At 64.5% G+C, this 19933-nt stretch carries 23 protein-coding genes and 1 pseudogene; 10 read left to right on the forward strand and 14 right to left on the reverse strand.

The features are described 5' to 3' along the window. The first annotated feature begins 44 nt into the window (after positions 1–44). On the forward strand, positions 45–215 hold the full coding sequence (locus HAP40_RS10805) for a hypothetical protein (RefSeq protein ID WP_246741128.1): 171 nt from the start codon (positions 45–47) through the stop codon (positions 213–215). Between the two features lie 56 nt (positions 216–271). On the opposite strand, the gene HAP40_RS10810 is transcribed toward HAP40_RS10805, so the two are convergent. Both HAP40_RS10810 and HAP40_RS10815 read right to left on the reverse strand, forming a co-directional pair. Beyond that, positions 272–514: a hypothetical protein gene (locus HAP40_RS10810; protein WP_166817817.1), complete on the reverse strand. Its 243-nt coding sequence runs from the start codon at positions 512–514 to the stop codon at positions 272–274. A 96-nt stretch (positions 515–610) separates the two neighbouring features. Then, positions 611–868 carry a hypothetical protein gene (locus HAP40_RS10815; protein WP_166817816.1) on the reverse strand — a complete coding sequence of 86 codons (258 nt, stop codon included), beginning with the start codon at positions 866–868 and terminating at the stop codon, positions 611–613. A 139-nt stretch (positions 869–1007) separates the two neighbouring features. Here HAP40_RS10815 and HAP40_RS10820 point away from each other — a divergent pair, with 139 nt between their 5' ends. After that, on the forward strand, positions 1008–1229 hold the full coding sequence (locus HAP40_RS10820; RefSeq protein WP_166817815.1) for a hypothetical protein: 222 nt from the start codon (positions 1008–1010) through the stop codon (positions 1227–1229). Between the two features lie 88 nt (positions 1230–1317). On the opposite strand, the gene HAP40_RS10825 is transcribed toward HAP40_RS10820, so the two are convergent. Together HAP40_RS10825 and HAP40_RS10830 are read right to left on the reverse strand one after the other, a co-directional pair. After that, the gene (locus HAP40_RS10825) at positions 1318–2802 is read right to left on the reverse strand and encodes an HWE histidine kinase domain-containing protein (RefSeq protein WP_166817814.1); all 1485 of its coding nucleotides are present in this window, start codon (positions 2800–2802) and stop codon (positions 1318–1320) included. Between the two features lie 13 nt (positions 2803–2815). Beyond that, the gene (locus HAP40_RS10830; protein WP_166817813.1) at positions 2816–9121 is read right to left on the reverse strand and encodes a HAMP domain-containing protein; all 6306 of its coding nucleotides are present in this window, start codon (positions 9119–9121) and stop codon (positions 2816–2818) included. A 262-nt stretch (positions 9122–9383) separates the two neighbouring features. Between HAP40_RS10830 and HAP40_RS10835 the strand changes: the two genes are divergently transcribed. Then, on the forward strand, positions 9384–9668 hold the full coding sequence (locus tag HAP40_RS10835; RefSeq protein WP_166817812.1) for a hypothetical protein: 285 nt from the start codon (positions 9384–9386) through the stop codon (positions 9666–9668). 6 nt (positions 9669–9674) lie between these two features. Here HAP40_RS10835 and HAP40_RS10840 read toward each other — a convergent pair whose 3' ends face one another. Next, the gene (locus HAP40_RS10840; RefSeq protein ID WP_166817811.1) at positions 9675–10187 is read right to left on the reverse strand and encodes a DUF4142 domain-containing protein; all 513 of its coding nucleotides are present in this window, start codon (positions 10185–10187) and stop codon (positions 9675–9677) included. Between the two features lie 94 nt (positions 10188–10281). On the opposite strand from HAP40_RS10840, the gene HAP40_RS10845 reads away from it, so the two are divergent. From HAP40_RS10845 to HAP40_RS10855, 3 genes are all read left to right on the forward strand, one after another. Beyond that, complete coding sequence (locus tag HAP40_RS10845; RefSeq protein ID WP_166817810.1) at positions 10282–10485, forward strand: hypothetical protein; 204 nt, start codon at positions 10282–10284, stop codon at positions 10483–10485. 99 nt (positions 10486–10584) lie between these two features. Further along, the gene (locus tag HAP40_RS10850) at positions 10585–10716 is read left to right on the forward strand and encodes a hypothetical protein (protein WP_256380444.1); all 132 of its coding nucleotides are present in this window, start codon (positions 10585–10587) and stop codon (positions 10714–10716) included. 78 nt (positions 10717–10794) lie between these two features. Next, entirely contained in the window at positions 10795–10998 is a 204-nt protein-coding gene (locus tag HAP40_RS10855) for a hypothetical protein (protein WP_166817809.1), read from the forward strand. A 141-nt stretch (positions 10999–11139) separates the two neighbouring features. Here the strand turns inward: HAP40_RS10855 and HAP40_RS10860 are convergent, their stop codons facing one another. From HAP40_RS10860 to HAP40_RS10895, 8 genes and pseudogenes are all read right to left on the reverse strand, one after another. Next, positions 11140–11388 carry a hypothetical protein gene (locus tag HAP40_RS10860; RefSeq protein ID WP_166817808.1) on the reverse strand — a complete coding sequence of 83 codons (249 nt, stop codon included), beginning with the start codon at positions 11386–11388 and terminating at the stop codon, positions 11140–11142. A gap of 494 nt (positions 11389–11882) precedes the next feature. Beyond that, positions 11883–12353: a hypothetical protein gene (locus HAP40_RS10865; RefSeq protein ID WP_166817807.1), complete on the reverse strand. Its 471-nt coding sequence runs from the start codon at positions 12351–12353 to the stop codon at positions 11883–11885. Then, a complete protein-coding gene (locus HAP40_RS10870) occupies positions 12353–12700 on the reverse strand; it encodes a DUF3147 family protein (protein WP_166817806.1) in 348 nt (115 codons plus the stop codon). The genes HAP40_RS10865 and HAP40_RS10870 overlap by 1 nt, the downstream gene beginning before the upstream one ends. Then, complete coding sequence (locus tag HAP40_RS10875; protein ID WP_166817805.1) at positions 12697–13284, reverse strand: phosphatase PAP2 family protein; 588 nt, start codon at positions 13282–13284, stop codon at positions 12697–12699. The genes HAP40_RS10870 and HAP40_RS10875 overlap by 4 nt, the downstream gene beginning before the upstream one ends. Before the next feature lie 84 nt (positions 13285–13368). Further along, entirely contained in the window at positions 13369–14259 is an 891-nt protein-coding gene (locus tag HAP40_RS10880) for an SDR family oxidoreductase (protein WP_208024790.1), read from the reverse strand. 202 nt (positions 14260–14461) lie between these two features. Further along, the gene (locus HAP40_RS10885) at positions 14462–15013 is read right to left on the reverse strand and encodes a DUF4142 domain-containing protein (protein WP_166817803.1); all 552 of its coding nucleotides are present in this window, start codon (positions 15011–15013) and stop codon (positions 14462–14464) included. An 86-nt stretch (positions 15014–15099) separates the two neighbouring features. Further along, the gene (locus HAP40_RS10890) at positions 15100–15327 is read right to left on the reverse strand and encodes a hypothetical protein (RefSeq protein ID WP_166817802.1); all 228 of its coding nucleotides are present in this window, start codon (positions 15325–15327) and stop codon (positions 15100–15102) included. Positions 15328–15443: 116 nt separating this feature from the next. Beyond that, positions 15444–15638, reverse strand: a pseudogene (locus HAP40_RS10895) (thiamine pyrophosphate-binding protein); the annotation flags it as partial. Positions 15639–15697: 59 nt separating this feature from the next. On the opposite strand from HAP40_RS10895, the gene HAP40_RS10900 reads away from it, so the two are divergent. From HAP40_RS10900 to HAP40_RS10915, 4 genes are all read left to right on the forward strand, one after another. Beyond that, positions 15698–16072, forward strand: coding sequence for a PRC-barrel domain-containing protein (locus HAP40_RS10900; RefSeq protein WP_166817801.1), 375 nt, complete (start codon positions 15698–15700; stop codon positions 16070–16072). A 23-nt stretch (positions 16073–16095) separates the two neighbouring features. Then, positions 16096–16254 carry a hypothetical protein gene (locus HAP40_RS10905; RefSeq protein WP_166817800.1) on the forward strand — a complete coding sequence of 53 codons (159 nt, stop codon included), beginning with the start codon at positions 16096–16098 and terminating at the stop codon, positions 16252–16254. Positions 16255–16443: 189 nt separating this feature from the next. Then, positions 16444–17598, forward strand: a complete 1155-nt coding sequence (locus HAP40_RS10910; protein ID WP_166817799.1) for an HlyD family secretion protein — start codon at positions 16444–16446, stop codon at positions 17596–17598. Next, on the forward strand, positions 17595–19214 hold the full coding sequence (locus HAP40_RS10915) for a DHA2 family efflux MFS transporter permease subunit (protein ID WP_166817798.1): 1620 nt from the start codon (positions 17595–17597) through the stop codon (positions 19212–19214). The genes HAP40_RS10910 and HAP40_RS10915 overlap by 4 nt, the downstream gene beginning before the upstream one ends. Positions 19215–19346: 132 nt before the next feature. Here the strand turns inward: HAP40_RS10915 and HAP40_RS10920 are convergent, their stop codons facing one another. Then, a complete protein-coding gene (locus HAP40_RS10920; protein WP_166817797.1) occupies positions 19347–19811 on the reverse strand; it encodes a winged helix-turn-helix transcriptional regulator in 465 nt (154 codons plus the stop codon). Positions 19812–19933: the final 122 nt, after the last annotated feature.

Here is a 19933-nt window from a genome sequence, read left to right on the forward strand (position 1 = left end):
CGGCAATCCCGTCGGACGGCGAACTGGCCGCCCTGCTGCGGGCGGTGCTCGACGAGGTCTGCGTCAACGTTCCTTCATCCGACGCGATGACGCGCCGGCGTGTTGCCGCGAAACTGCGCGAAGCCCTGCGCGGCAATCACCACTCGCTGGAGGCGTTGAAGCGGACCGGTCGCGATGCGCTGGTCAGCGCGCCGACCATGTGGCGCGCAGACTGAATCAAGCGAAGAGTCCCGCGCCGAACGCGGGACTCTGGAATCGCCGGGCAGCGAACTCACTTGGCGTTCATGCCGCCCTTGTTGTTGGTGATCGTGCCGCCCTGATCGGAACCGGGACCGGAGCCGCCTTGACCGGAGGGATCGGCGCCCTTGGATGTCTTGGTGTTGGCGCCCGTGGTCTGCGATGATGACATCGAGGATCCATGTTTTGCCTTGTGCGACTTCGCCTGCGCGGCGAAGGGGGCGGCGGCGAGGCCGGTTGCCAGCATGATGGCGACGGCGAGCTTGACAGTCTTCATGCGCGGGAACTCCCTGAGTTAAATTGACGCAGGCGCCCAACTGCCGTTGGTCGCGGGAGTTCCCCACAAAAGCTCCTTCCTAAGGTCACGCGCGCTTCAAGATTGCTTGTTCTCTTCCAGGATGAACACGACGCCCGTAAGCGTCGCGCCGATCGCAAAGGTCGCCACCAGGGTGAGCACGAAGACGATCGTGGCCTGGCTTCCGCCATGACTCAGCAGATTGGCGACGGCTGGATTGAACAGAACCAGTGCGAGGCCGAAGGCGAGGCCAAGGGCAGCGCCCATCATCGCGTGTGTCATCAGCTTGATGAGGCCGGTGGGAGAGATCAGGTCCGACGACTTTTTCGCGCGCATGGAACAAAGTCCCGATCTGGCATGCAAACGCGCGCCCCGTTCACTGGTTCCATTCGGATAAAGGAATCGTCATCGTCGGCTTCATCCGGCGTTCATGCCGGACTTGCGATGATGAGCCCATCAACACAGGACATACGATATGGGCAAGGTAGTCTTTCTGTACCGCTCGCTGGCCTATCGCAACGCGGCCGCGGACATCCTGCGCAAGGCGCGCAAGCTCCCGCGCGGGGCCGAACGAAGCGCGGCTCGCCGCTATGCGAAGGCGTTGCGCGATCTCGCCCGAACGGAAGCCTGGCTCGAAGGACGCGTCGCGCGAGACCCGCGGACAGAGCCACGCATGACGCGCGCAGCGTCAGGCTAGAGCATGATCCGGAAAACGGCGCAGCGGTTTTCCGAGCTTAGACGATGAGCTAATGCGAGATGACAATTCATCCTGATCGCAGCGCGCACTAACCGGACGCGCGCTGCAACTCGGCCGCGGCATCGACTTTGCCGGGTGCCGTCGTCGCCGCCGGCTTGCGTGTCAACGGCACCTCCAGGCGACACAACAGGCCCTCGGCGCGCCAATCGAATTGCGCCCGCCCGCCGAGCTGGGACTCGACGCTCGCGAGCAGGCTGCGCGTTCCGAAGCCGCGGGATTTCGGCGTCCTGACCAGCGGGCCGCCGGATTCCTCCCAGGTCAGCGTGAGGCGGTCGTCCTCGGCGTGCCAGGCGATCATGAGCCGCCCGGATCGCGTCGAAAGCGCGCCATACTTGGCCGAGTTGGTGAAAAGCTCGTGCAGAGCGAGCGCCAGCGTCTGCGCGGTCGCCGGCAGCAACTGAACTTCGGGGCCTGCCAACCTGATCTGGCCGCCCAGCGAATAGGGTGCAAGCTCCTCGTCGATCAGCTTGGAGAGCTCGGCGCCCTGCCAGCTCGACAGCGACAGGATGGTGTGCACGCGCGCGAGGGCATTGATGCGTCCCTCGACGGCATTGACATAGGCCTTGACCCCGTCGGCCCGGGTGAGGCGCACGATCGACTGCGCCAGCGCCAGCGCATTCTTGGCGCGATGATCGACTTCCCGCGCGAGGAGATTCTGCCGCTCTTCGGCGCGCTTGCGTTCGGTGATGTCCACCGTGACGCCGCTCACCCGCACCACGCGGCCGCTAGCGTCGATGGTTGCGGCCGCCGTGCCGACGCACCAGCGCACCTCACCGTCGGGCCGCACGATACGGAACTCGGTCTCATAGGCGCGCGTGCCGCTGTTGAATTCGGCGATCGCCTTGCGCAGCTGATCGACGTCATCGGGATGCAGCAGTGCCTGAACGTTGGCCGGATTGACTTCGAAGATCTCCGGGCCGACGCCAAAGATGCGATACTGCCCCTCGTCCCACATCCAGTCGCCGGTGATCCAGTCCCAATCCCAGGAGCCCATCTTGCCGGCGGCGATGGCCATGCTGCGCCGCTGCTCGCTTTCGCGCAGCTTGGCGGTGGAGTTTTCCAGCTCGGCGGTGCGGGCGCGAACGCGGTCCTCGAGCTCCTGGTTCAGCCGTTCGAGCTCGCGGGTCTTGCGGTAGAGTTCGGAGAACACCTTGATCTTGGCGCGCAGAACCTCCGGCACGACAGGCACCGGAACGTAGTCGACCGCGCCCATCTCGTAGCCGCGCAACCGATCGATGTCGCTCACCTGAATGGCCGAGATGAAGATCATCGCGGTCTTCTGGAAGCGCGGATGCTCGCGGATCATCGCGGCGAGCTCGAAACCGTCGAGCTCGGGCATGCAGACGTCGACCAGGATCACCGCGATCTCGGTCTTGAGCAGAACCTCGAGCGCCTCGCGTCCGGACGAGGCGATCACGAGGTTCTCGCCGAGATCCTTCAATATTACCTCATAGGCGAGCAGCTTGGCGGGCTGGTCGTCGACGAGCAGGATGTTGACCTTTTCGTGGTCCATTCGCGGATCCAACTCAGCGGTGCAGCCACATGCGGATCGCAAGCAGCAATTGATCGGTGTTGACGGGTTTGGCGAGATAGTCGGAGGCGCCGGCTTCCAGGCATTTCTCACGGTCGCCCTTCATCGCCTTGGCAGTCAGCGCGATGATCGGTAGTCGAGCGAAGGCCGGATTCTCGCGGATCACGCCCATGGTCTGATAGCCATCCATCTGCGGCATCATGATGTCCATCAGCACGATGGCGATTTCCGGGTTGGACTCGACCAGCGCGACCGCCTCGCTGCCGGTCGTGGCCGTCAGCACCTTCATGCCACGCCGTTCCAGCACGCTCGACAGCGCGAAGATGTTGCGGGCGTCGTCGTCGACGAGCAGGGCAGTCTTGCCGATCAGGTCCTCATCGGAACTGTTCAGCTTCTCCAGCATGCGCTGCTTCTCGACCGGAAGTTCCGTGATGACGCGGTGCAGGAACAGCGCGGTCTCGTCGAGCAGGCGTTCCGGCGATTCCACGCCCTTGACCACGATGCTGCGCGCCATGGTGTGGAGTTCCGCATCTTCCTCCGCCGACAGTTCGCGGCCGGTGAACACCACGACCGGGACGTTCGACAGCGCCTCGTCGTTGCGGATCTGGTCCAGCACCTCGAAGCCGGTCATGTCCGGCAGCCTGAGGTCGAGCACCACGCAATCGCAGGGCTGCTCGCGCAGGGTCGAGAGCGCGCCGGCGCCGGTATCGGTCGCGACGATCTCGATGTCGTCGTGATGCAGCAGCTCGCGGATCGAGAGCTGCTCGGCCTCGTTGTCCTCGACGATCAGGAGGCGCTTGCGCCGCGGCCGTGCATATTCCTTGATCTGCGTCAGCGCGGCGGAGACGCCTTCCGTCGTCGTCGGCTTGTTGACGAAGGAGAAGGCACCGCGCGCCAGCGCGTGCTGGCGGTCCTCGTCAAGCGTGATGATCTGCACGGGTATGTGGCGGGTCAGGGGATTATGCTTGAGCTGGCTCAGCACGGTCCAGCCCAGCATGTCCGGCAGGAATACGTCGAGCGAAACCGCTCTCGGCTGGTACTGCTTGGCGAGTTCCAGCGCTTCCGCGCCGCGGGCTGCGACCAGCACCTTGAAACCCTTGTCGCGCGCCAGGTCGACCAGCACGCGTGCATAGTGCGGGTCGTCCTCGACGATCAGGAGGATGCTGTCGCCGGGCTCGAGGTTGAGCCGGTCGTCGGGAAGCTGCTCGATGACGCGCTGCTGCTGCTGCGGGTCGGCGGCTGCCGGCTGTAGCGCCGGCGGCTGGCTGTATTGCTGAGGCGCAGGCGCCGCGCGGGGTGCGAGCGTCGGGCCGGAATATTTCAGCGGCAGATAGAGCGTGAAGGACGAGCCCTTGCCCGGCGAGCTGCGCAGATGGATCTCGCCGCCGAGCAGGCTTGCGAGCTCGCGGCTGATCGCGAGGCCGAGGCCAGTGCCGCCGTATTTGCGGCTGGTGCCGGCGTCCGCCTGCTGGAACGCCTCGAAGATCAGCTTCTGCTTCTCCAGGGGAATGCCAATGCCGGTGTCGGACACTTCGAACGCGATCACGGCCGGCGCGGAATTCAGCACCGGGTGATCCGTGCCCCAGCCGCCGACCGCTCCGGCGACCGTGAGGCGCACCTCGCCTACGGCGGTGAACTTGAAGGCGTTGGAGAGCAGGTTCTTCAGGACCTGCTGCAGGCGCTTGGAGTCGGTGACGATGCTGCGCGGCAGGTTCGGATCGACGTCGATCTTGAACGACAGATCGCGATTGTCCGCTTCATGACGGAACGGCCGCCCGACGGTCTCGAGCAGGTTCGCGGTCAGGATCTCCTCGGCGTCGACCGTCACCGTGCCGGACTCGATCTTGGACAGATCGAGAATGTCGCTGATGAGGTTGAGCAGGTCGGTGCCTGCGCCGTGGATGGTGCGGGCAAATTCGACCTGCTTGGCCGAGAGGTTGCCGTCCGGATTGTCGGTGAGCTGCTGTCCCAGGATCAGGATCGAGTTCAGCGGCGTGCGCAGCTCGTGGCTCATATTGGCGAGGAATTCGGACTTGTACTTCGAGGTCAGCGCGAGCTCGGTCGCCTTTTCCTCCAGCGCGCGGCGGGCCTGCTCGATCTCCTGGTTCTTGCGTTCGACCTCGACGTTGCGCTCGGCGAGCTGCTGCGCCTTCTGTTCGAGCTGGTCGTTGGTCTGCTGCAGCTCGCGCTGCTGGGTCTGAAGCTCGCCGGCGAGTTGCTGCGATTGCTTGAGCAGGCCCTCGGTCTGCATCGTCGCTTCGATCGAATTGAGCACGATGCCGATGGAGTCGGTGAGTTGCTCCAGGAACGTCATTTGCGAGGTCGTGAAGGAGACGAGCGAGGCGAGCTCGATCACCGCCTTGACCTGGCCCTCGAACAGCACCGGCAGCACCACGAGGTTCTTCGGCGCGACGCGGAACAGCGCCGAGTTGATCGGCACGACGTCGGACGGAATGTCGCCGACCACGCGCGGCCGCCTGTCGAGGGCACACTGGCCGATCAGGCCTTCGCCGAACTGAAGCACGCGCTGATAGGGATAGATGCCGTCGCTGGCGTAGGACGCAAGCAGCAGGAGCTGCGGATTGTCCTCGCTCTCGACCTGGTAGATCACGCCGGTATGGGCGTTCACCAGTGGCGACAATTCGGTGAGCAGCAGCCGGCCGACGGTGGTGAGGTCGCGCTGGCCTTGCAGCATGTTGGTGAATTTGGCGAGGTTGGTCTTCAGCCAGTCCTGCTCGGTGTTCACGTCCGTCGTCAGACGGAGATTCGTGATCATCGTGTTGATGTTGTCTTTCAGCTCCGCGACCTCGCCGCGGGCGTCGACCTGGATCGACCGCGTCAAGTCGCCCTTGGTCACGGCGGTCGCGACCTCCGCGATCGCGCGCACCTGCGAGGTGAGGTTGGCCGCGAGCAGGTTGACGTTGCCGGTGAGGTCCTTCCAGGTGCCGGCGGCGCCGGGCACGTTGGCCTGGCCGCCGAGGCGGCCTTCGACGCCGACTTCGCGCGCCACCGACGTCACCTGATCGGCGAAGGTCGCGAGCGTCTCGGTCATGTTGTTGATGGTATCGGCGAGAGCGGCGACCTCGCCGCGCGATTTCATCGTCAAGTTCTGCTTGAGATCGCCGTTGGCGACCGCGGTCACGACCTTGACGATGCCGCGCACCTGCTCGGTCAGGTTCGCGGCCATGAGGTTCACGGTATCGGTGAGATCCTTCCAGGTGCCGGCGACGCCGGGCACCTGCGCCTGGCCGCCGAGCTTGCCCTCGGTGCCGACCTCGCGCGCCACGCGCGTGACTTCGCCGGCGAAGGCGTTGAGCTGGTCCACCATGGTGTTGATGGTGTTCTTCAGCTCGAGAATCTCGCCCTTCACGTCGACGGTGATCTTGCGCGAGAGGTCGCCGCGCGCGACCGCCGTGGTGACCTCGGCGATGTTGCGGACTTGCGTCGTCAGGTTCGCGGCGAGCAGGTTGACGTTGTCGGTCAGGTCCTTCCAGGTGCCGCCGACGCCGGGCACGACGGCCTGACCGCCGAGCCGGCCCTCGGTGCCGACCTCGCGCGCCACGCGCGTGACTTCGGCGGCGAAGGAGCGGAGCTGCTCGACCATGGTGTTCAGCGTGTCCTTCAAGAGAAGGATCTCGCCGCGCACGTCCACCGTGATCTTCTTCGACAGGTCGCCGCCGGCGATCGCGGTCGCGACCTCGGCGATGTTGCGGACCTGGGCCGTCAGGTTGGAGGCCATGAAGTTGACGTTGTCGGTGAGGTCCTTCCAGGTGCCGGCGACGCCGGGCACCTCGGCCTGACCGCCGAGCTTGCCCTCGGTGCCGACCTCGCGCGCCACGCGCGTCACTTCGCCGGCAAAGCCGTTGAGCTGGTCCACCATGGTGTTGATAGTGTTCTTCAGCTCGAGGATTTCGCCCTTCACATCCACGGTGATCTTGCGGGACAAGTCGCCGCGCGCCACGGCGGTCGTCACTTCGGCGATGTTGCGGACCTGGGCGGTGAGGTTGCCCGCCATCGAGTTCACGGAGTCGGTGAGGTCCTTCCAGGTGCCGGCGACACCAGGCACGTTAGCCTGACCGCCCAGGCGTCCTTCGGTGCCGACCTCGCGCGCCACGCGCGTCACCTCGCCCGCGAAGCGGTTGAGCTGGTCGACCATCGTGTTCAGGGTGTCCTTCAGCTGAAGGATCTCGCCGCGCACGTCCACGGTGATCTTGCGGGAAAGGTCGCCGCCGGCGATCGCGGTCGCGACCTCGGCGATGTTGCGGACCTGGGCGGTGAGGTTGCCCGCCATCGAGTTCACGGAGTCGGTCAGATCCTTCCAGGTGCCGGCGACGCCGGGCACGCCGGCCTGACCGCCGAGCTTGCCGTCGGTGCCGACCTCGCGCGCGACGCGCGTCACTTCGCCGGCGAAGGCGTTGAGCTGGTCGACCATGGTGTTGAGCGTTTCCTTCAGCTGAAGGATCTCGCCCGAGACGTTCACCGTGATCTTCTTGGACAAATCGCCCTTCGCCACCGCGGTCGCGACCTCGGCGATGTTGCGGACCTGGCCGGTGAGGTTCGAGGCCATCGAGTTGACGCTGTCGGTCAAGTCCTTCCACGTGCCGCCGACGCCGCGCACGACGGCCTGGCCGCCGAGCTTGCCTTCGGTGCCGACCTCGCGCGCGACGCGCGTCACTTCGCCGGCGAAGGCGTTGAGCTGGTCCACCATGGTGTTGATGGTGTCCTTCAGCTCCAGGATCTCGCCGCGAACGTCCACGGTGATCTTCTTCGACAGGTCGCCGCCGGCGACCGCCGTCGTCACCTCCGCGATGTTGCGGACCTGCGCCGTCAGGTTCGAGGCCATCGAGTTGACGCTCTCGGTCAGGTCCTTCCAGGTGCCGGCGACGCCGAGCACGTTGGCCTGGCCGCCGAGCCGCCCGTCGGTGCCGACCTCGCGCGCCACGCGCGTCACTTCGCCGGCGAAGGCGTTGAGCTGGTCGACCATGGTGTTGAGCGTCTCCTTCAGCTGAAGGATCTCGCCCGAGACGTTGACGGTGATCTTCTTGGAAAGGTCGCCGCTCGCGATCGCGGTGGCGACGTCGGCGATGTTGCGGACCTGAGCCGTCAGGTTCGACGCCATGAAGTTGACGTTGTCGGTGAGGTCCTTCCAGGTGCCGGCCACGCCGGGCACCTGGGCCTGGCCGCCGAGCTTGCCTTCGGTGCCGACCTCGCGCGCCACGCGCGTCACTTCCGAAGCGAACGAGTTGAGCTGGTCCACCATGGTGTTGATGGTGTCCTTCAGCTCCAGGATTTCGCCGCGCACGTCGACCGTGATCTTGCGCGACAGGTCGCCGCGCGCCACGGCGGTCGTCACATGGGCGATGTTGCGCACCTGTGCGGTCAGGTTGCCGCACATCGCGTTGACGGAGTCGGTGAGGTCCTTCCAGGTGCCGGCGACGCCGGGCACGATCGCCTGACCGCCGAGCTTGCCGTCGGTGCCGACCTCGCGCGCCACGCGCGTCACTTCGGAGGCGAAGGAGCGGAGCTGGTCCACCATCGTGTTGATGGCTTCCTTGAGTTGGAGGATCTCGCCGCGGACGTCGACGGTGATCTTCTTCGACAAGTCGCCGTTGGCCACCGCGATCGTCACCTCGGCGATGTTGCGAACCTGGTTGGTCAGGTTGTTCGCCATCGAGTTGACGCTCTCGGTGAGGTCCTTCCAGACGCCGGTCACCTCCAGCACCTGGGCCTGTCCGCCGAGCTTGCCCTCGGTGCCGACCTCGCGCGCCACGCGCGTCACCTCGGAGGTGAACACGCCGAGCTGCTTGATCATGGTGTTGACGATGTTGGCCGATTGCAGGAATTCGCCCCGCAGCGGCCGGCCGTCGACATCGAGCTTGACGGTCTGGAGCAGGTCGCCTTGCGCCACCGCCGCGACCGCGCGCGTCACCTCGCGTGTCGGCCACAACAAATCGTCGATCAGCGTGTTGACCGAGCCCTCCATGTCGGCCCAGGAGCCGGAGGCGAGGCCGAACTTCACGCGCTGCCGGGTCTTGCCTTCGCGTCCCACCACCTGACCGACCAGCTCGAGCTGCTGTGCCATGCGCTGGTTGGCCGCGATGATCTCGTTAAAAGTGTCGGCAATCTTTCCGTCGATGCCGAGATAATCGCCACTCATTCGGACGGAGAAGTCGCCGCTGCGCATGGCCTGCAAGGCGAGCAGCAATTCCGCCCGGGAATCCGGGTCCGACATATCGCTGTTTTTTGGCTTTGGGACGCGACGACCGGAGCGTGATGCAGTTCCGGGATCGAGGTCGCTCATACTGTTTCCCCCGCAGGCGTCGGCCGAATCTAAGGCGTGACGCGATTGGTCAAAATAGAGCGTCAGCCCAATTCGAAATCAAGCGCCAAGGTGCGGCGCGAGAAGTTGGAACCTGCTTTGCTCAGCCCGGTGTCAACAACTTCGATCCCCCCGATTGGTTCCACACCGGTTCAAAAGAGATTCGGTAGCTCTCCTCCGGGCACACTCCTTTCGGAACGGAGCAGCAGCCCTGCTGTTAGCCAGCACAGACAGGAGTGCGCAAATGAAAGCTGGATTGGCTGCGATCATCGTCATGTTGTTTGCCGGACCGGCCCTTGCACAGGGCGGCGAGCCCAGCGGCCGCGGGGCCGTGACCGGCGATCCCGCCGCAAGCTCGGCGACGCCCCGTGCGGATACCCCGACCACGGGGACGGCCAACCGATCGAACCCGAGCGGCAGTGGCACCTCGACCTCGGGCGGAAAGGATGACAACGGGGATGGAGGCCGGGACAGGATGCCCGAGAGCAACCGGACGGTGCGGCCGGAGAGCCAGCAACGCCCGAAGTAAAGGCGGTTACTTGTCCGCCATGGTGCGTTCGGCCGCCTTGACCTGCGCACGCAGCATCGGGAGCTGCTCGCGTGCGAATGCCGCAAGCGCGGCATTGTCGGGCGCCTTCAAATAGCGTTCAAGCAGATCGATCGTTGCTTCATATTCGGGAATCTGCGAGGCATAGAAGCTTCTGACGTAGGTTGGCCCGTCCGAGGTTTCGGGTTCGACGAGGCTCGCACTTGCCGACGCCGCCTTGCTGACGCGCGGCTCCGCACCGATCGCTTCTTGAATCTGTTTCAGCGCCTTGTCGCGCTTGGCGGCCTCTTCGGCGCGTAGCGCGGCAAGGTTCTTCACCTCTGCATTGCCCTTGAGGTCGGTGCTTTCCAAGAGACCCTGCTGGAATCGGCTGAAGGCGTAGAGCCCGCTGATGACGTCGGTTGCATTCGGCATGCGGTCGCCAGGCTTGCGCTCGCCCGTACTGTCTGCAAGCGCGGCCGTGCCGAGGAATGCCAGGACTATCGCGACGAAAACTCGCATCGATATCAATGTCGGATCACGCGCGAAGTTCCCCGAACGTTACGATCCGTTAATGGCATTGCGACGGGAGAGTTCCGTCCCCACGTCTTCTTGCATGAAACAGTCTGACATTTTCAGGGATAACGCCGACAACTGCCTTCAGCTCGCCGAGCGAGCGGAAGGGAAGCCCGCTTACAAGCGGTATTCGCGCATGGCCGACGCCTGGACGGCCCTCGCGAAGGAACAGGATTGGCTCGACGGAGAAGTCCCTCCCGTAAAGGTCGTCAACGGCCAAAGCGGGGACGGCAGCCGCTCGTGAGGTTGTGTGTGAGACCGCGCACGGAACGCAGGAGATCAATCCAGGATCATCCGTGAACAGTCGATCGCGTTCATTTTCGACTCCAGAAGGAGGATCGCAATGGCTCCACGTCTGGCCCTTCTCTCGCTCATTGTCGCTTTTGGCGTCTCGGTCGCGTTCGCGACCGTGACGACTGTGCGGCAGGTGCATCTGGAAAATGCATCGGCCGCGGTCCACGCGGTGCGTAGTTAGCCTCACACTTTCTCGCCCGGAACAATCGACGTGCCTGCGCGTAACCGCTTCGAACATCGAGAGAGGCGAGAGGACGTCATGGCGAATTCGCATCAGGGCATAGTCCGAGACAAGCGTGGCGAAGAACAGCCGCGTGACAAGCAACGCGCGCAGACCGTTCACAAGACAAATCCGAAGGGCTCGCCCTCACGGGAAGCAACGCGCGATCCCAAGCTGAACGACGAAAGCAAGACGCCGGGCTCCGGCGCGATGCCGGATGGGTCAAGCGACTCCACGGGCTAGCCCGAACGAGGAACGAATCCCGGCGCGAAGCGTCGACGGATTGCTTTCGGCTGTCATGCCCCCGGTGCGCCGGAAGCAATCTCCAAGGACGGCCCTGGCACCCTGTGCCGGGGTCGTTTGCTTTTGGACCGGGCTACGGGGTCAGGTCTCGGGCTCGGCGTCCGGATCGCCCTGAGTATGTCCGTCGGGGCCGCGGCCGAATACGCCGAAACTGCTCGACTTCACACCGGCTGCCGCATCGACGCCCACCGCGGCCAACCCGAACTTGAGAAGTTCGCGAACCGCTGCCGCTCGGGTCGGCATGCGATGCTTGAACCGGAAATCGTCAACAGCGGCCAGTTCTTCCGGGGAGAGCATGACCTGAAGGCGCTCGGCGCGAAGGTCGTTCATGGTCGATCACGCAAATTGAGCAAGTTGAGTAGTTTACTCAATCGACGAGAAGGCAGTGAGTTCCATAAGAGTCGCAAAAATTGCCAGTTGAGTAAAAATATCAAGGAAAATCAATATGTTAACGTGAAACGAGTCGCGCGCTGGTGCATTTCCCTTGAGAGGGAGAGAGGCCATAACGGACGAAGTCAGGTTACCCCGCAAGCTTTCGGAAGAAATCGGCGCGCCGAAACCGGTGCGTCCGAGCCACCAGAAGGTCATCGAGGAAGTCGAGCGCTGGGTGAACAGCCCGGGGCTGCAGCCACCGAGGACGGATGATGCGAAGACGCTCTGAGCCACACACATTCGAGCAACGCCTCGCGGCGCAAAAGCAGCGGCTCGAGCACGAGATGGCGAGGTTGCCGGACGGGCAGCAACGCAATTCCTTTGTTGCGCGCCTCGAACAGCTCCAGACGGCCGCCGAGATGTACGATTTCCTGATGCCACGGCAAGAAACTTCAGCCCCGCGCTGATCGAACCCCGTGTTCGGCCCCTGCATGGTCTGAGGTGGTACGAAGCTTCCGCCTCAGCCACCATGCCGATACGGACACCAGCGCCCAGGCCAGGATGGCGCTGACGAATGCTCCGATGGTGCTTGCCGATATCACGACGTAAAAGGCCGCCGCGAAGGCTGCGAGGCCGATGCTTCCGAGACCCGCGCCGGCTGCGTCCAAAGCTGCGGCTTGCTGCCCGCGTCTTCGCCCGCTGAGGCCAGCCTTTTCCTTGGCACGTCGTTCATGGCTCTCGATCAGCGTTGCACTGGCGCAAAAGATGGCGGGAAGCGCGAGAAAGAGCCCTCCGATCGCGACGCCAAAATGGCTGCCGATGAGCCCCGCCGCGACCGTGGCGAGCCCGCCAAGCGCGAAGCGCACCGCGTATTCGTACCAGTGCGTCTGCTTGAGTACGGACGATGACAGCTTGACCAGCATCAGGCGGAGCCTCCGAGACCCGCGAGCAGGCCGAAGGCGACCACGAGCCAAACCGCAAAGGCAAGGATAGTGGCGGGCAGCGCCGCGACACGGAATCTCATCAAGAGATGGCACACGGCGACGCTGTAGCAGCCGAGAGCGATCGCGCCGTAGATCATGGTCCAGCTCGCGGCCGCCGCATATTGCGGGCCGTGCTGAACCACCGCAATGCCAAGCGTGGCGAGCGCGACCGACGGCGCGGCGCCGAGGAGCCCGGCAAAGCTCTTGGGCTTGAGCATGTCTCCCAAGGACGCGAAGGCGGAGACGATGACGCCGCCCGCGATGAAGCGCAGGATATATTCCGTCATGGCCGGCCCCGCGCGGCTGTGGATCGTTCCTGCCGTGACCTTGCCAGCGTGAACGGCCTGAAAAGCCGCTCGACGACGATGCCGAGGGTGAAGCCCGCCGCCACGTCGCTGGCCCAATGCGCGAGCAGCGCCACGCGCGTCAACGACAACGTTACTGCCAGTGTGCGCGCCAGGTGGCGTGAGAGTGGTGGCAACAGGCCGGCGGCCGAGGCGAGGGCGCCCATGTGCGCGGCATGACCAGAGGGAAACGCATCGCGGGGGCGCCCCGAATAGGGAACACCGTGCCGGTGCCCGCTGACCGTGAGCCGGTCCGGCCTTGTCTGATCGAACAGGGATTTCAGAACATGCGGCAGCACGGCAGTCGCCAGCGACACGGTCAGGACGTGATCGGCGATCCGACGCTTCTGCGGTTTGCGCAGCCGGGTGTAGAGCCATCCTGCCGCGGCGAGCGCGACGAGCACATGCTCGTCGGCACCCCAGGTCATTGCCTGGGCAGCATGCTCGAGCCCAGAGTTGGTGTTGTGCGCGATCTCGTTGGCGATCGCCGTATCGATCCGGGTGGGTTTGACTGTTACGAGCGCCATCGGTTCGCCGGCGACATTGTCTCCACGACAGTTTTGTAAAAGATGTGCGACAAAGATGGTTCCTGAAACGCGACCACCTCGGTTCTAGGGCTGACCTGATCCTCCTGCCGAGCCATATACCTGCCCGGTCGCATAACTGGCGTCGGCCGCGGCAAGCTGCACGTAGATCGAAGCCAGCTCGACCGGCTGGCCGGGACGGCCGAACGGCGTCATGCCGCCGAATTTTTCCAGCTTCTCCATCGTGGCGCCGCCGGAGACCTGCAGCGGCGTCCAGATCGGCCCGGGCGCGACCCCGTTGACGCGGATGCCCCGGGAGGCGAGCTGCTTCGCCAGTGACTTCACATAGTTCATCGTCGCCGCCTTGGTCTGCGCATAGTCGTAGAGATCAGGCGAGGGGTCGTAAGCCTGCTCGGAGGTGGTGCCGATGATGCAGGAGCCGGGCTTGAGATGCGGCAGCGCCGCCTTGATGATCCAGAACGGCGCGTAGATGTTCGTCTTCATCGTCGCATCGAAATCCTCCGACGAGACCTCGAGAATGGAGGCGCGCGTCTGCTGGCGTGCTGCGTTGTTGACGATGATGTCGAGGCCGCCGAGGCCCTGCACGGCCTGCTCGACCAGCTGCTTGCAAAAGGCTTCGTCCTTGAGGTCTCCGGGGATCGCAAGTCCGGTGCGGCCTTCCTTCTTGATCAGTGCGATCACCTCCTGCGCATCGGGCTCTTCCGCGGCCAGATAGTTGATGGCGACATCGGCGCCTTCGCGCGCATAGGCGATCGCGGCGGCACGGCCCATGCCGGAATCGCCGCCGGTGATCAGGGCCTTGCGACCGGCGAGCCGGCCGGAGCCCTTGTAGCTGGTCTCGCCATGGTCCGGCCGCGGCTCCATCTTGCCGGCCAGACCTGGCCAGGGCTGCGACTGCTTCTTGAACGGCGGCTTCGGATAGCGGCTGACGGGATCGATCAAGGCGTGCTCGGCCATGGACGTATCTCCTTTCGCTGTGGATGCCAGCGAAGCCGCCGCGAGCGTTGCGCTCGCGGCGTGGACGACGTGCCGGCGGGACAAGGAAGTTTTGCTGGGGTTCGACATCATGCTCTCCGCGATGGTCGAAGCTCAATGCGCGGAGACGGCTGTCGTTGCTAAGCGAAGGACGCCGGAGGGGCCGGCGTCCCTCAGCAATGCGTTACTTGGTCTGGCCCACGCTCGGGGCCTTGCCGAGCTCCTTGGCCATGTCGAGATGGTGCTTCAGCGCCGGCAGCGTCTTGCCCGCCCAGTCCTTCAGCGCGGCATTTTCACCGCCCTTGGCGTAGCGCTCTAACAGCGAGACGGCGTCCTCATGGGCGCTGACCTGATAGGAGTTGTAGTCCGAGCTGAAGTCCTTGCCGCTCGTACTCTTGAGCTTGTCGAGCTTGCTCTGGTGCGGGCTGTCGAGCGCTGTCGGCAGGGTCGCCTCCACCTTGCCGCCGCTGACGAGCCCTTTGAGCTCGGTGCTGGTCTTGGTGTGATCGGTCACCATCTGCTGCGCGAAGCTCTTCTCCTGCGCGTTGCCCTTCTGCTCGGCGAGCTTGCTCGATTCGATCTCGAACATGTCGCTGATGGCGACCTGCTTGACGAAGTCGGCTGTGGACGGCGCGACCCCGAGCGCCGAATTGACGCCGGTCTTTTCGCCCAAGGATTGCGCCAGTGCAGGGCCTGCGAGAAGCATGCAAGCAATGGCGATGATGGTTCGTTTCATGGTCCGGTCCCTGAATTGATGGCGCGGCCGTGTGCCGCGCCATGTTGCGCCGTTCAACACGCCGCGCCGACCGAGGTTCCTAACGACTAGTCCGTGGGATTGCGGCCCGTGCGTGGATTGATCGGATCGGTCGGCTTGCGTCGAAGCCGCTCGGGCAGAAACGGTTCGGACGGCGCGGCGGTGGCTTCGGCGCGCACGTCGGCATGGCGCTGCGCCCGCTCATGCGGCGTCCGGTTGTCGTTGAAGTGCTGCTTCACGTCGACGCCGTCGACCGGGTCGTTGACGCCGTGCTGGATATCGCGGAAGTCGCTCATGGTTCACCTCATCGCTTTCCGGGCAGGATCGATTCGAGCACCTGCCGCGCTGCGCCTTTGATCATCCCGCTTCCGTTCGGATCGCCCTTCATCAGGGCGAGCGAGAAATTCTTGGCCTGGCCTGAAAACTTCGCGTAGGCGGTCGCCAAGAACGCCGCCATCTCCTCGTGCCGCGCCTGGACGAACCCTATCTTGCCGTCGGCCCGGTTCATCGCGCCGAACACGCCGTTGATGCCGTCGCCGGGATAGCCAAAGAACGGCGCGTTGCCGGTGATGTTCCTTTTTGGTTGCGAGATGACGCACCGCGCCATCTGGAACGATCGGCCCGACCTGCAAGTTGATTCATGTGTTGGCTGAGTGGAGACATGAGATGTTGAATCAAGGTGAGCTGGATCGCAGCGAGACCGGACGGCTGATCGGCAGCGACAAGGTCGAGGGAACATCGGTCTACGGCGCCGATCGCAACCGGATCGGTTCGATCGAACGGTTGATGATCGATAAGGTCAGCGGCAAGGTGTCCTATGCGGTCCTTGGCTTTGGCGGCTTTCTGGGTCTTGGCAATGACCATTACCCCCTGCCATGGCAGTCGCTGAAATACGACACCGAACTCGGCGGCTATGTCACTGGCATCACCACCAAGGAGTTGGAAGGCGCGCCGAAATATGGCGATCGCAGTGACTGGAACTGGGGTGATGATGCCGCGGTTCGTGGCATCAACTCCTACTATGGCGTTCCCTTCGCATAGGCGTTGCACGGAAAGGCAGATCGATGAGCAAGGAACGGCCCACCGACGATCCCCGCGATCAGAACGACTGGGGTTCGCACAGACAGACGGACAAGCCCTGGAAGGGCAATCCAGAGAAAGAGCAGGGATCGGACGAGGTGAAGCCCGATCTCGAGAAGTGGCACGAGACCAAGACGCACTGAAGTGCCGCTCGCGAGACATCATCGAGAAGCGCGGCACCGGTGTCGCGCTTCTTTTTTGCGCACCGCGTTCACGAATCGCAGAGCTGCTGAGCACAGCGGAACCATGCTCTGGCACTGCGGTTGGCCTCCCGGCGCGCGAGCCTGGTTCAAGCCGCTTGCTGCCGGTAGTCCCGACAAAAGGTGTTCGCCGTGGATGCTCAAATCCGGGAGCGTGGGCCGTCCGCGGAGCAGCCGCAGAGGGCGAAGGAAGCTCCAAGACCGAGTCCCGATCAGGTCAGCGACGTCAAAGATCAGTCGGATAAGCCGGCGCCGTCGCTGCGAGACCGGCTCCGCGAGCATTGGCTGGTCGCAACCGTGGGCGCCATTGCGGTGATCGCGGCGCTGGCCGGCGGCCTGCTTTATTGGCTCGAGGTCCGTCACTACGAGTCCACCGACGACGCCTTCGTCGCCGCGCGCAGCTTTTCCGTGGCTTCGAAGGTGAGCGGCTACGTGACGGACGTTCCGGTCACGGACAACCAGCACGTCAAGGCGGGCGACCTTCTCGCCAAGATCGACGAGCGCGACTACCGGATCGCGGTCGAGCAGGCCAACGCGCAGGTCGCGGTGTCCAAGGCGAACATCGACAATGTCGAGGCGCAGATCGTTTCCCAGGAGGAGCAGATCAAACAGGCCCAGGCCCAGCTCGAGCAGGCGCAGGCCCAGCTTCAGTTCTCGCAGGAGGAGTTCAAGCGCGCGGAAGAGTTGGCCGAGAAGGGCGCCGGCACCGTGCAGCGCCAGCAGCAGACCCGCTCCGATCTTCAGGCCCAGCAGGCCAATACCGAACGCGCCAGGACGGCCGTGACGTCGGCGCAGCTTGGCATCAAGACGCTGCAGGCGCAGTTGGAAGGCGCCAAGGCGCAACTCGAGCAATCGCAGGCCCAGCTCGATCAGGCCAAACTGAACCTGCAATACACCAGCGTGGTCGCCGCGCAGGCGGGCCGTGTCGTCAAGCTCTCCGGTGCCAAGGGCACATTCGTCACCGCGGGCCAAAGCCTGATGATGTTCGTCCCGGACCAGGTCTGGGTCGTCGCCAACTACAAGGAGACCCAACTCAACGACATGCGCCCGGGCCAGCCGGTCGAGATTCGCATCGATGCCTATCCCGGCCGCAAGCTGACCGGCCACGTCGATTCCGTGCAACCGGGCTCCGGCACCGCGTTCAGCCTGCTGCCGGCGGAAAACGCCACCGGCAACTACGTCAAGGTCGTGCAGCGTGTGCCGGTGAAGATCGTGGTCGACAATTGGCCGCCGGACCTGCCGGTCGGACCCGGCATGTCCGTCGTGCCCTGGACCAGGGTGCGATGACGGACGCAACGCAAGGCGGCGCGTCCGCCGGCGGATGGTCACCGGAGCGGTCCGCGGCGGGCGGGCACAATCCCTATCTGATCGCCTTCGTGGTCTCGATCGCGACCTTCATGGAGGTGCTCGACACCACCATCGCCAACGTCGCGTTGCGCCACATCGCCGGCAGCCTGGCGGTCGGCATCGACGAGAGCACCTACGTCATCACCAGCTATCTCGTCGCCAATGCCATCGTGCTGTCGATCTCGGGCTGGCTGTCGACGGTGATCGGCCGCAAGCGCTTCTACATGATGTGCGTCGCGACCTTCACGCTGGCGTCGCTGCTCTGTGGCTTCGCCTGGAATCTGGAATCGCTGGTGCTGTTCCGGATCTTGCAAGGCCTTGGCGGCGGCGGGATGGCGACCAGCGAGCAGGCGATCCTCGCCGACTCCTTCCCGCCGCATAAGCGCGGCCAGGCCTTTGCGGTCTACGGGGTCGCCGTCGTGGTCGCGCCGGTGATCGGCCCGACGCTCGGCGGCTGGATCACCGACACCTACACCTGGCACTGGGTGTTCCTGATCAACGTTCCCATGGGATTGCTGTCATTGTTCCTGGTCGGCTCGCTCGTGAAGGAGCCGTCGGGCGCGGTGGAGGAGAGGGCAAAGCTGCTCAGCCGGGGGCTGCGCGTCGACTATGTCGGTTTCGCCCTGGTCGCAATCGGGCTCGGCTCGCTCGAATTCGTGCTCGACGAAGGCCAGCGCAAAGACTGGTTCGGATCGAGCATGATCGTCGTCTTTGCCGTCCTCGCAGCCGTCTCGCTGCTTGCATTGATCCCGTGGGAGCTGACGCGGGAGGAACCCATCGTCGATCTTCGCCTGCTTGGCCGGCGCCAGTTCGCCGCCTGCTTCCTGGTCATGCTCGGCACAGGCGCGGTGTTGATCTCGACGACACAGCTGCTGCCGCAACTGCTCCAGACCGAGCTGAACTACACCGCCATGCTGGCCGGCCTCGCGCTGTCGCCCGGCGGGGTTGCGACGCTGGTGCTGATGCCGGTGGTGGGTCGCCTCGTCGGCATCGTGCAGCCGAAATATCTCATCATGTGCGGTGCCGCCATCGTCGCCTTCTCGATGTGGCATCTCACCGGGCTGACCGGCGACATCACTTACGGCTACGCGGCGTTGTCGCGTATCTTCCTTGCGCTTGGTCTTCCCTTCCTGTTCCTGCCGGTGACGACGGCCTCCTATGACGGCATTCCCCCGGACAAGACCAACCAGGCCTCGGCGCTGATCAACGTCGCCCGCAACATCGGGGGGTCGATGGGAGTTGCGCTGGCGCAGACCATGCTGGCGCAGCGCCAGCAATTCCACCAGAGCAGGCTGGTCGAGCACGCCGCGCCGTCCGATCTCGGCTATCAGCAGACCATCGACGCGATGACGCGCTACTTCCAGGCGCAGGGTTCGAACGCAAGCGATGCCGCCGCGCAGGCAGTCGCCTGGGTCGGCAAGACCTTGCAGCGGCAGGTGGACTTGCTGGCCTATATCGACGTGTTCTGGACGCTCGCGATCGTCGCGCTGCTGATGATCCCCACGGCGGCGGTGCTGCGCCGGATCGACCTGGGAGCGCCGGCGCGCGGGCATTGAGGCAAACTCGCCACCACTCCCGTCCTTTCGAGCGCAGCGAAGCAATCCAGACTGCGTCTGCGGAAGAGTTCTGGATTGCTTCGTCGCAAGGGCTCCTCGCAATGACGGGGTTGAGAGGCGCGCCCGCCTGGCTCATGCCACCGCTTTCCGCCGCCCCGGCCCCGCATGCACATGCACCTGCTTGGCATGCAGTGGCTCGCCGCATTCCGAGCACACCATCACGGGATCGAACAACTTGCCGCAAGTCTTGTGCTCGTGGAGCAGCGGGCGGCCGCGCTCGTCGCCCATGTGGGCGTCGCCCCAATGCACCATCGCCATGATGATCGGGTAGAGGTCGAGGCCTTTCTGGGTGAGAATGTACTCGTAGCGCTTCGGCGCTTCGGAATAGGGCACGCGGCGCAGGATGCCGAAACGAACCAGCTTCTTCAGCCGCTCCGACAGCAGGTGCCGGGTGATCTGGAGCGAGGACTGGAACGCCTCGAACCGTCGCACGCGCAAGAAGCACTCGCGCAGGATCAGCAGCGTCCAGCGGTCCCCGATCACGGCGATGGTGCGGGCGAGCGAGCAGGGCTCTTCGTCCAGCGCGTCCCATTTCATGTGCGGTCTCCGCGGGCAGTCAGTCTGAAAAAGGAACTGACTTGAACGGTCAGCGTAATTGGTTAGGCAATCTACCATTTATGCCCTAGGTTTGACAGTTCTATTTTAGAACTATAGCCTTC

Origin of the sequence: Bradyrhizobium sp. 1(2017) (assembly GCF_011602485.2) — a bacterium.
In the GTDB taxonomy this organism is placed as follows: Bacteria; Pseudomonadota; Alphaproteobacteria; order Rhizobiales; family Xanthobacteraceae; genus Bradyrhizobium.

Excerpts from the sequence above, each read along its gene's own strand:
- HAP40_RS10810 (WP_166817817.1), bottom strand. The coding sequence starts at position 514 with ATGAAGACTGTCAAGCTCGCCGTCGCCATCATGCTGGCAACCGGCCTC.
- HAP40_RS10815 (WP_166817816.1), bottom strand. The coding sequence starts at position 868 with ATGCGCGCGAAAAAGTCGTCGGACCTGATCTCTCCCACCGGCCTCATC.
- HAP40_RS10820 (WP_166817815.1), top strand. The coding sequence starts at position 1,008 with ATGGGCAAGGTAGTCTTTCTGTACCGCTCGCTGGCCTATCGCAACGCG.
- HAP40_RS10825 (WP_166817814.1), bottom strand. The coding sequence starts at position 2,802 with ATGGACCACGAAAAGGTCAACATCCTGCTCGTCGACGACCAGCCCGCC.
- HAP40_RS10830 (WP_166817813.1), bottom strand. The coding sequence starts at position 9,121 with ATGAGCGACCTCGATCCCGGAACTGCATCACGCTCCGGTCGTCGCGTC.
- HAP40_RS10835 (WP_166817812.1), top strand. The coding sequence starts at position 9,384 with ATGAAAGCTGGATTGGCTGCGATCATCGTCATGTTGTTTGCCGGACCG.
- HAP40_RS10840 (WP_166817811.1), bottom strand. The coding sequence starts at position 10,187 with ATGCGAGTTTTCGTCGCGATAGTCCTGGCATTCCTCGGCACGGCCGCG.
- HAP40_RS10845 (WP_166817810.1), top strand. The coding sequence starts at position 10,282 with ATGAAACAGTCTGACATTTTCAGGGATAACGCCGACAACTGCCTTCAG.
- HAP40_RS10850 (WP_256380444.1), top strand. The coding sequence starts at position 10,585 with ATGGCTCCACGTCTGGCCCTTCTCTCGCTCATTGTCGCTTTTGGCGTC.
- HAP40_RS10855 (WP_166817809.1), top strand. The coding sequence starts at position 10,795 with ATGGCGAATTCGCATCAGGGCATAGTCCGAGACAAGCGTGGCGAAGAA.
- HAP40_RS10860 (WP_166817808.1), bottom strand. The coding sequence starts at position 11,388 with ATGAACGACCTTCGCGCCGAGCGCCTTCAGGTCATGCTCTCCCCGGAA.
- HAP40_RS10865 (WP_166817807.1), bottom strand. The coding sequence starts at position 12,353 with ATGCTGGTCAAGCTGTCATCGTCCGTACTCAAGCAGACGCACTGGTAC.
- HAP40_RS10870 (WP_166817806.1), bottom strand. The coding sequence starts at position 12,700 with ATGACGGAATATATCCTGCGCTTCATCGCGGGCGGCGTCATCGTCTCC.
- HAP40_RS10875 (WP_166817805.1), bottom strand. The coding sequence starts at position 13,284 with ATGGCGCTCGTAACAGTCAAACCCACCCGGATCGATACGGCGATCGCC.
- HAP40_RS10880 (WP_208024790.1), bottom strand. The coding sequence starts at position 14,259 with ATGGCCGAGCACGCCTTGATCGATCCCGTCAGCCGCTATCCGAAGCCG.
- HAP40_RS10885 (WP_166817803.1), bottom strand. The coding sequence starts at position 15,013 with ATGAAACGAACCATCATCGCCATTGCTTGCATGCTTCTCGCAGGCCCT.
- HAP40_RS10890 (WP_166817802.1), bottom strand. The coding sequence starts at position 15,327 with ATGAGCGACTTCCGCGATATCCAGCACGGCGTCAACGACCCGGTCGAC.
- HAP40_RS10900 (WP_166817801.1), top strand. The coding sequence starts at position 15,698 with ATGTTGAATCAAGGTGAGCTGGATCGCAGCGAGACCGGACGGCTGATC.
- HAP40_RS10905 (WP_166817800.1), top strand. The coding sequence starts at position 16,096 with ATGAGCAAGGAACGGCCCACCGACGATCCCCGCGATCAGAACGACTGG.
- HAP40_RS10915 (WP_166817798.1), top strand. The coding sequence starts at position 17,595 with ATGACGGACGCAACGCAAGGCGGCGCGTCCGCCGGCGGATGGTCACCG.
- HAP40_RS10920 (WP_166817797.1), bottom strand. The coding sequence starts at position 19,811 with ATGAAATGGGACGCGCTGGACGAAGAGCCCTGCTCGCTCGCCCGCACC.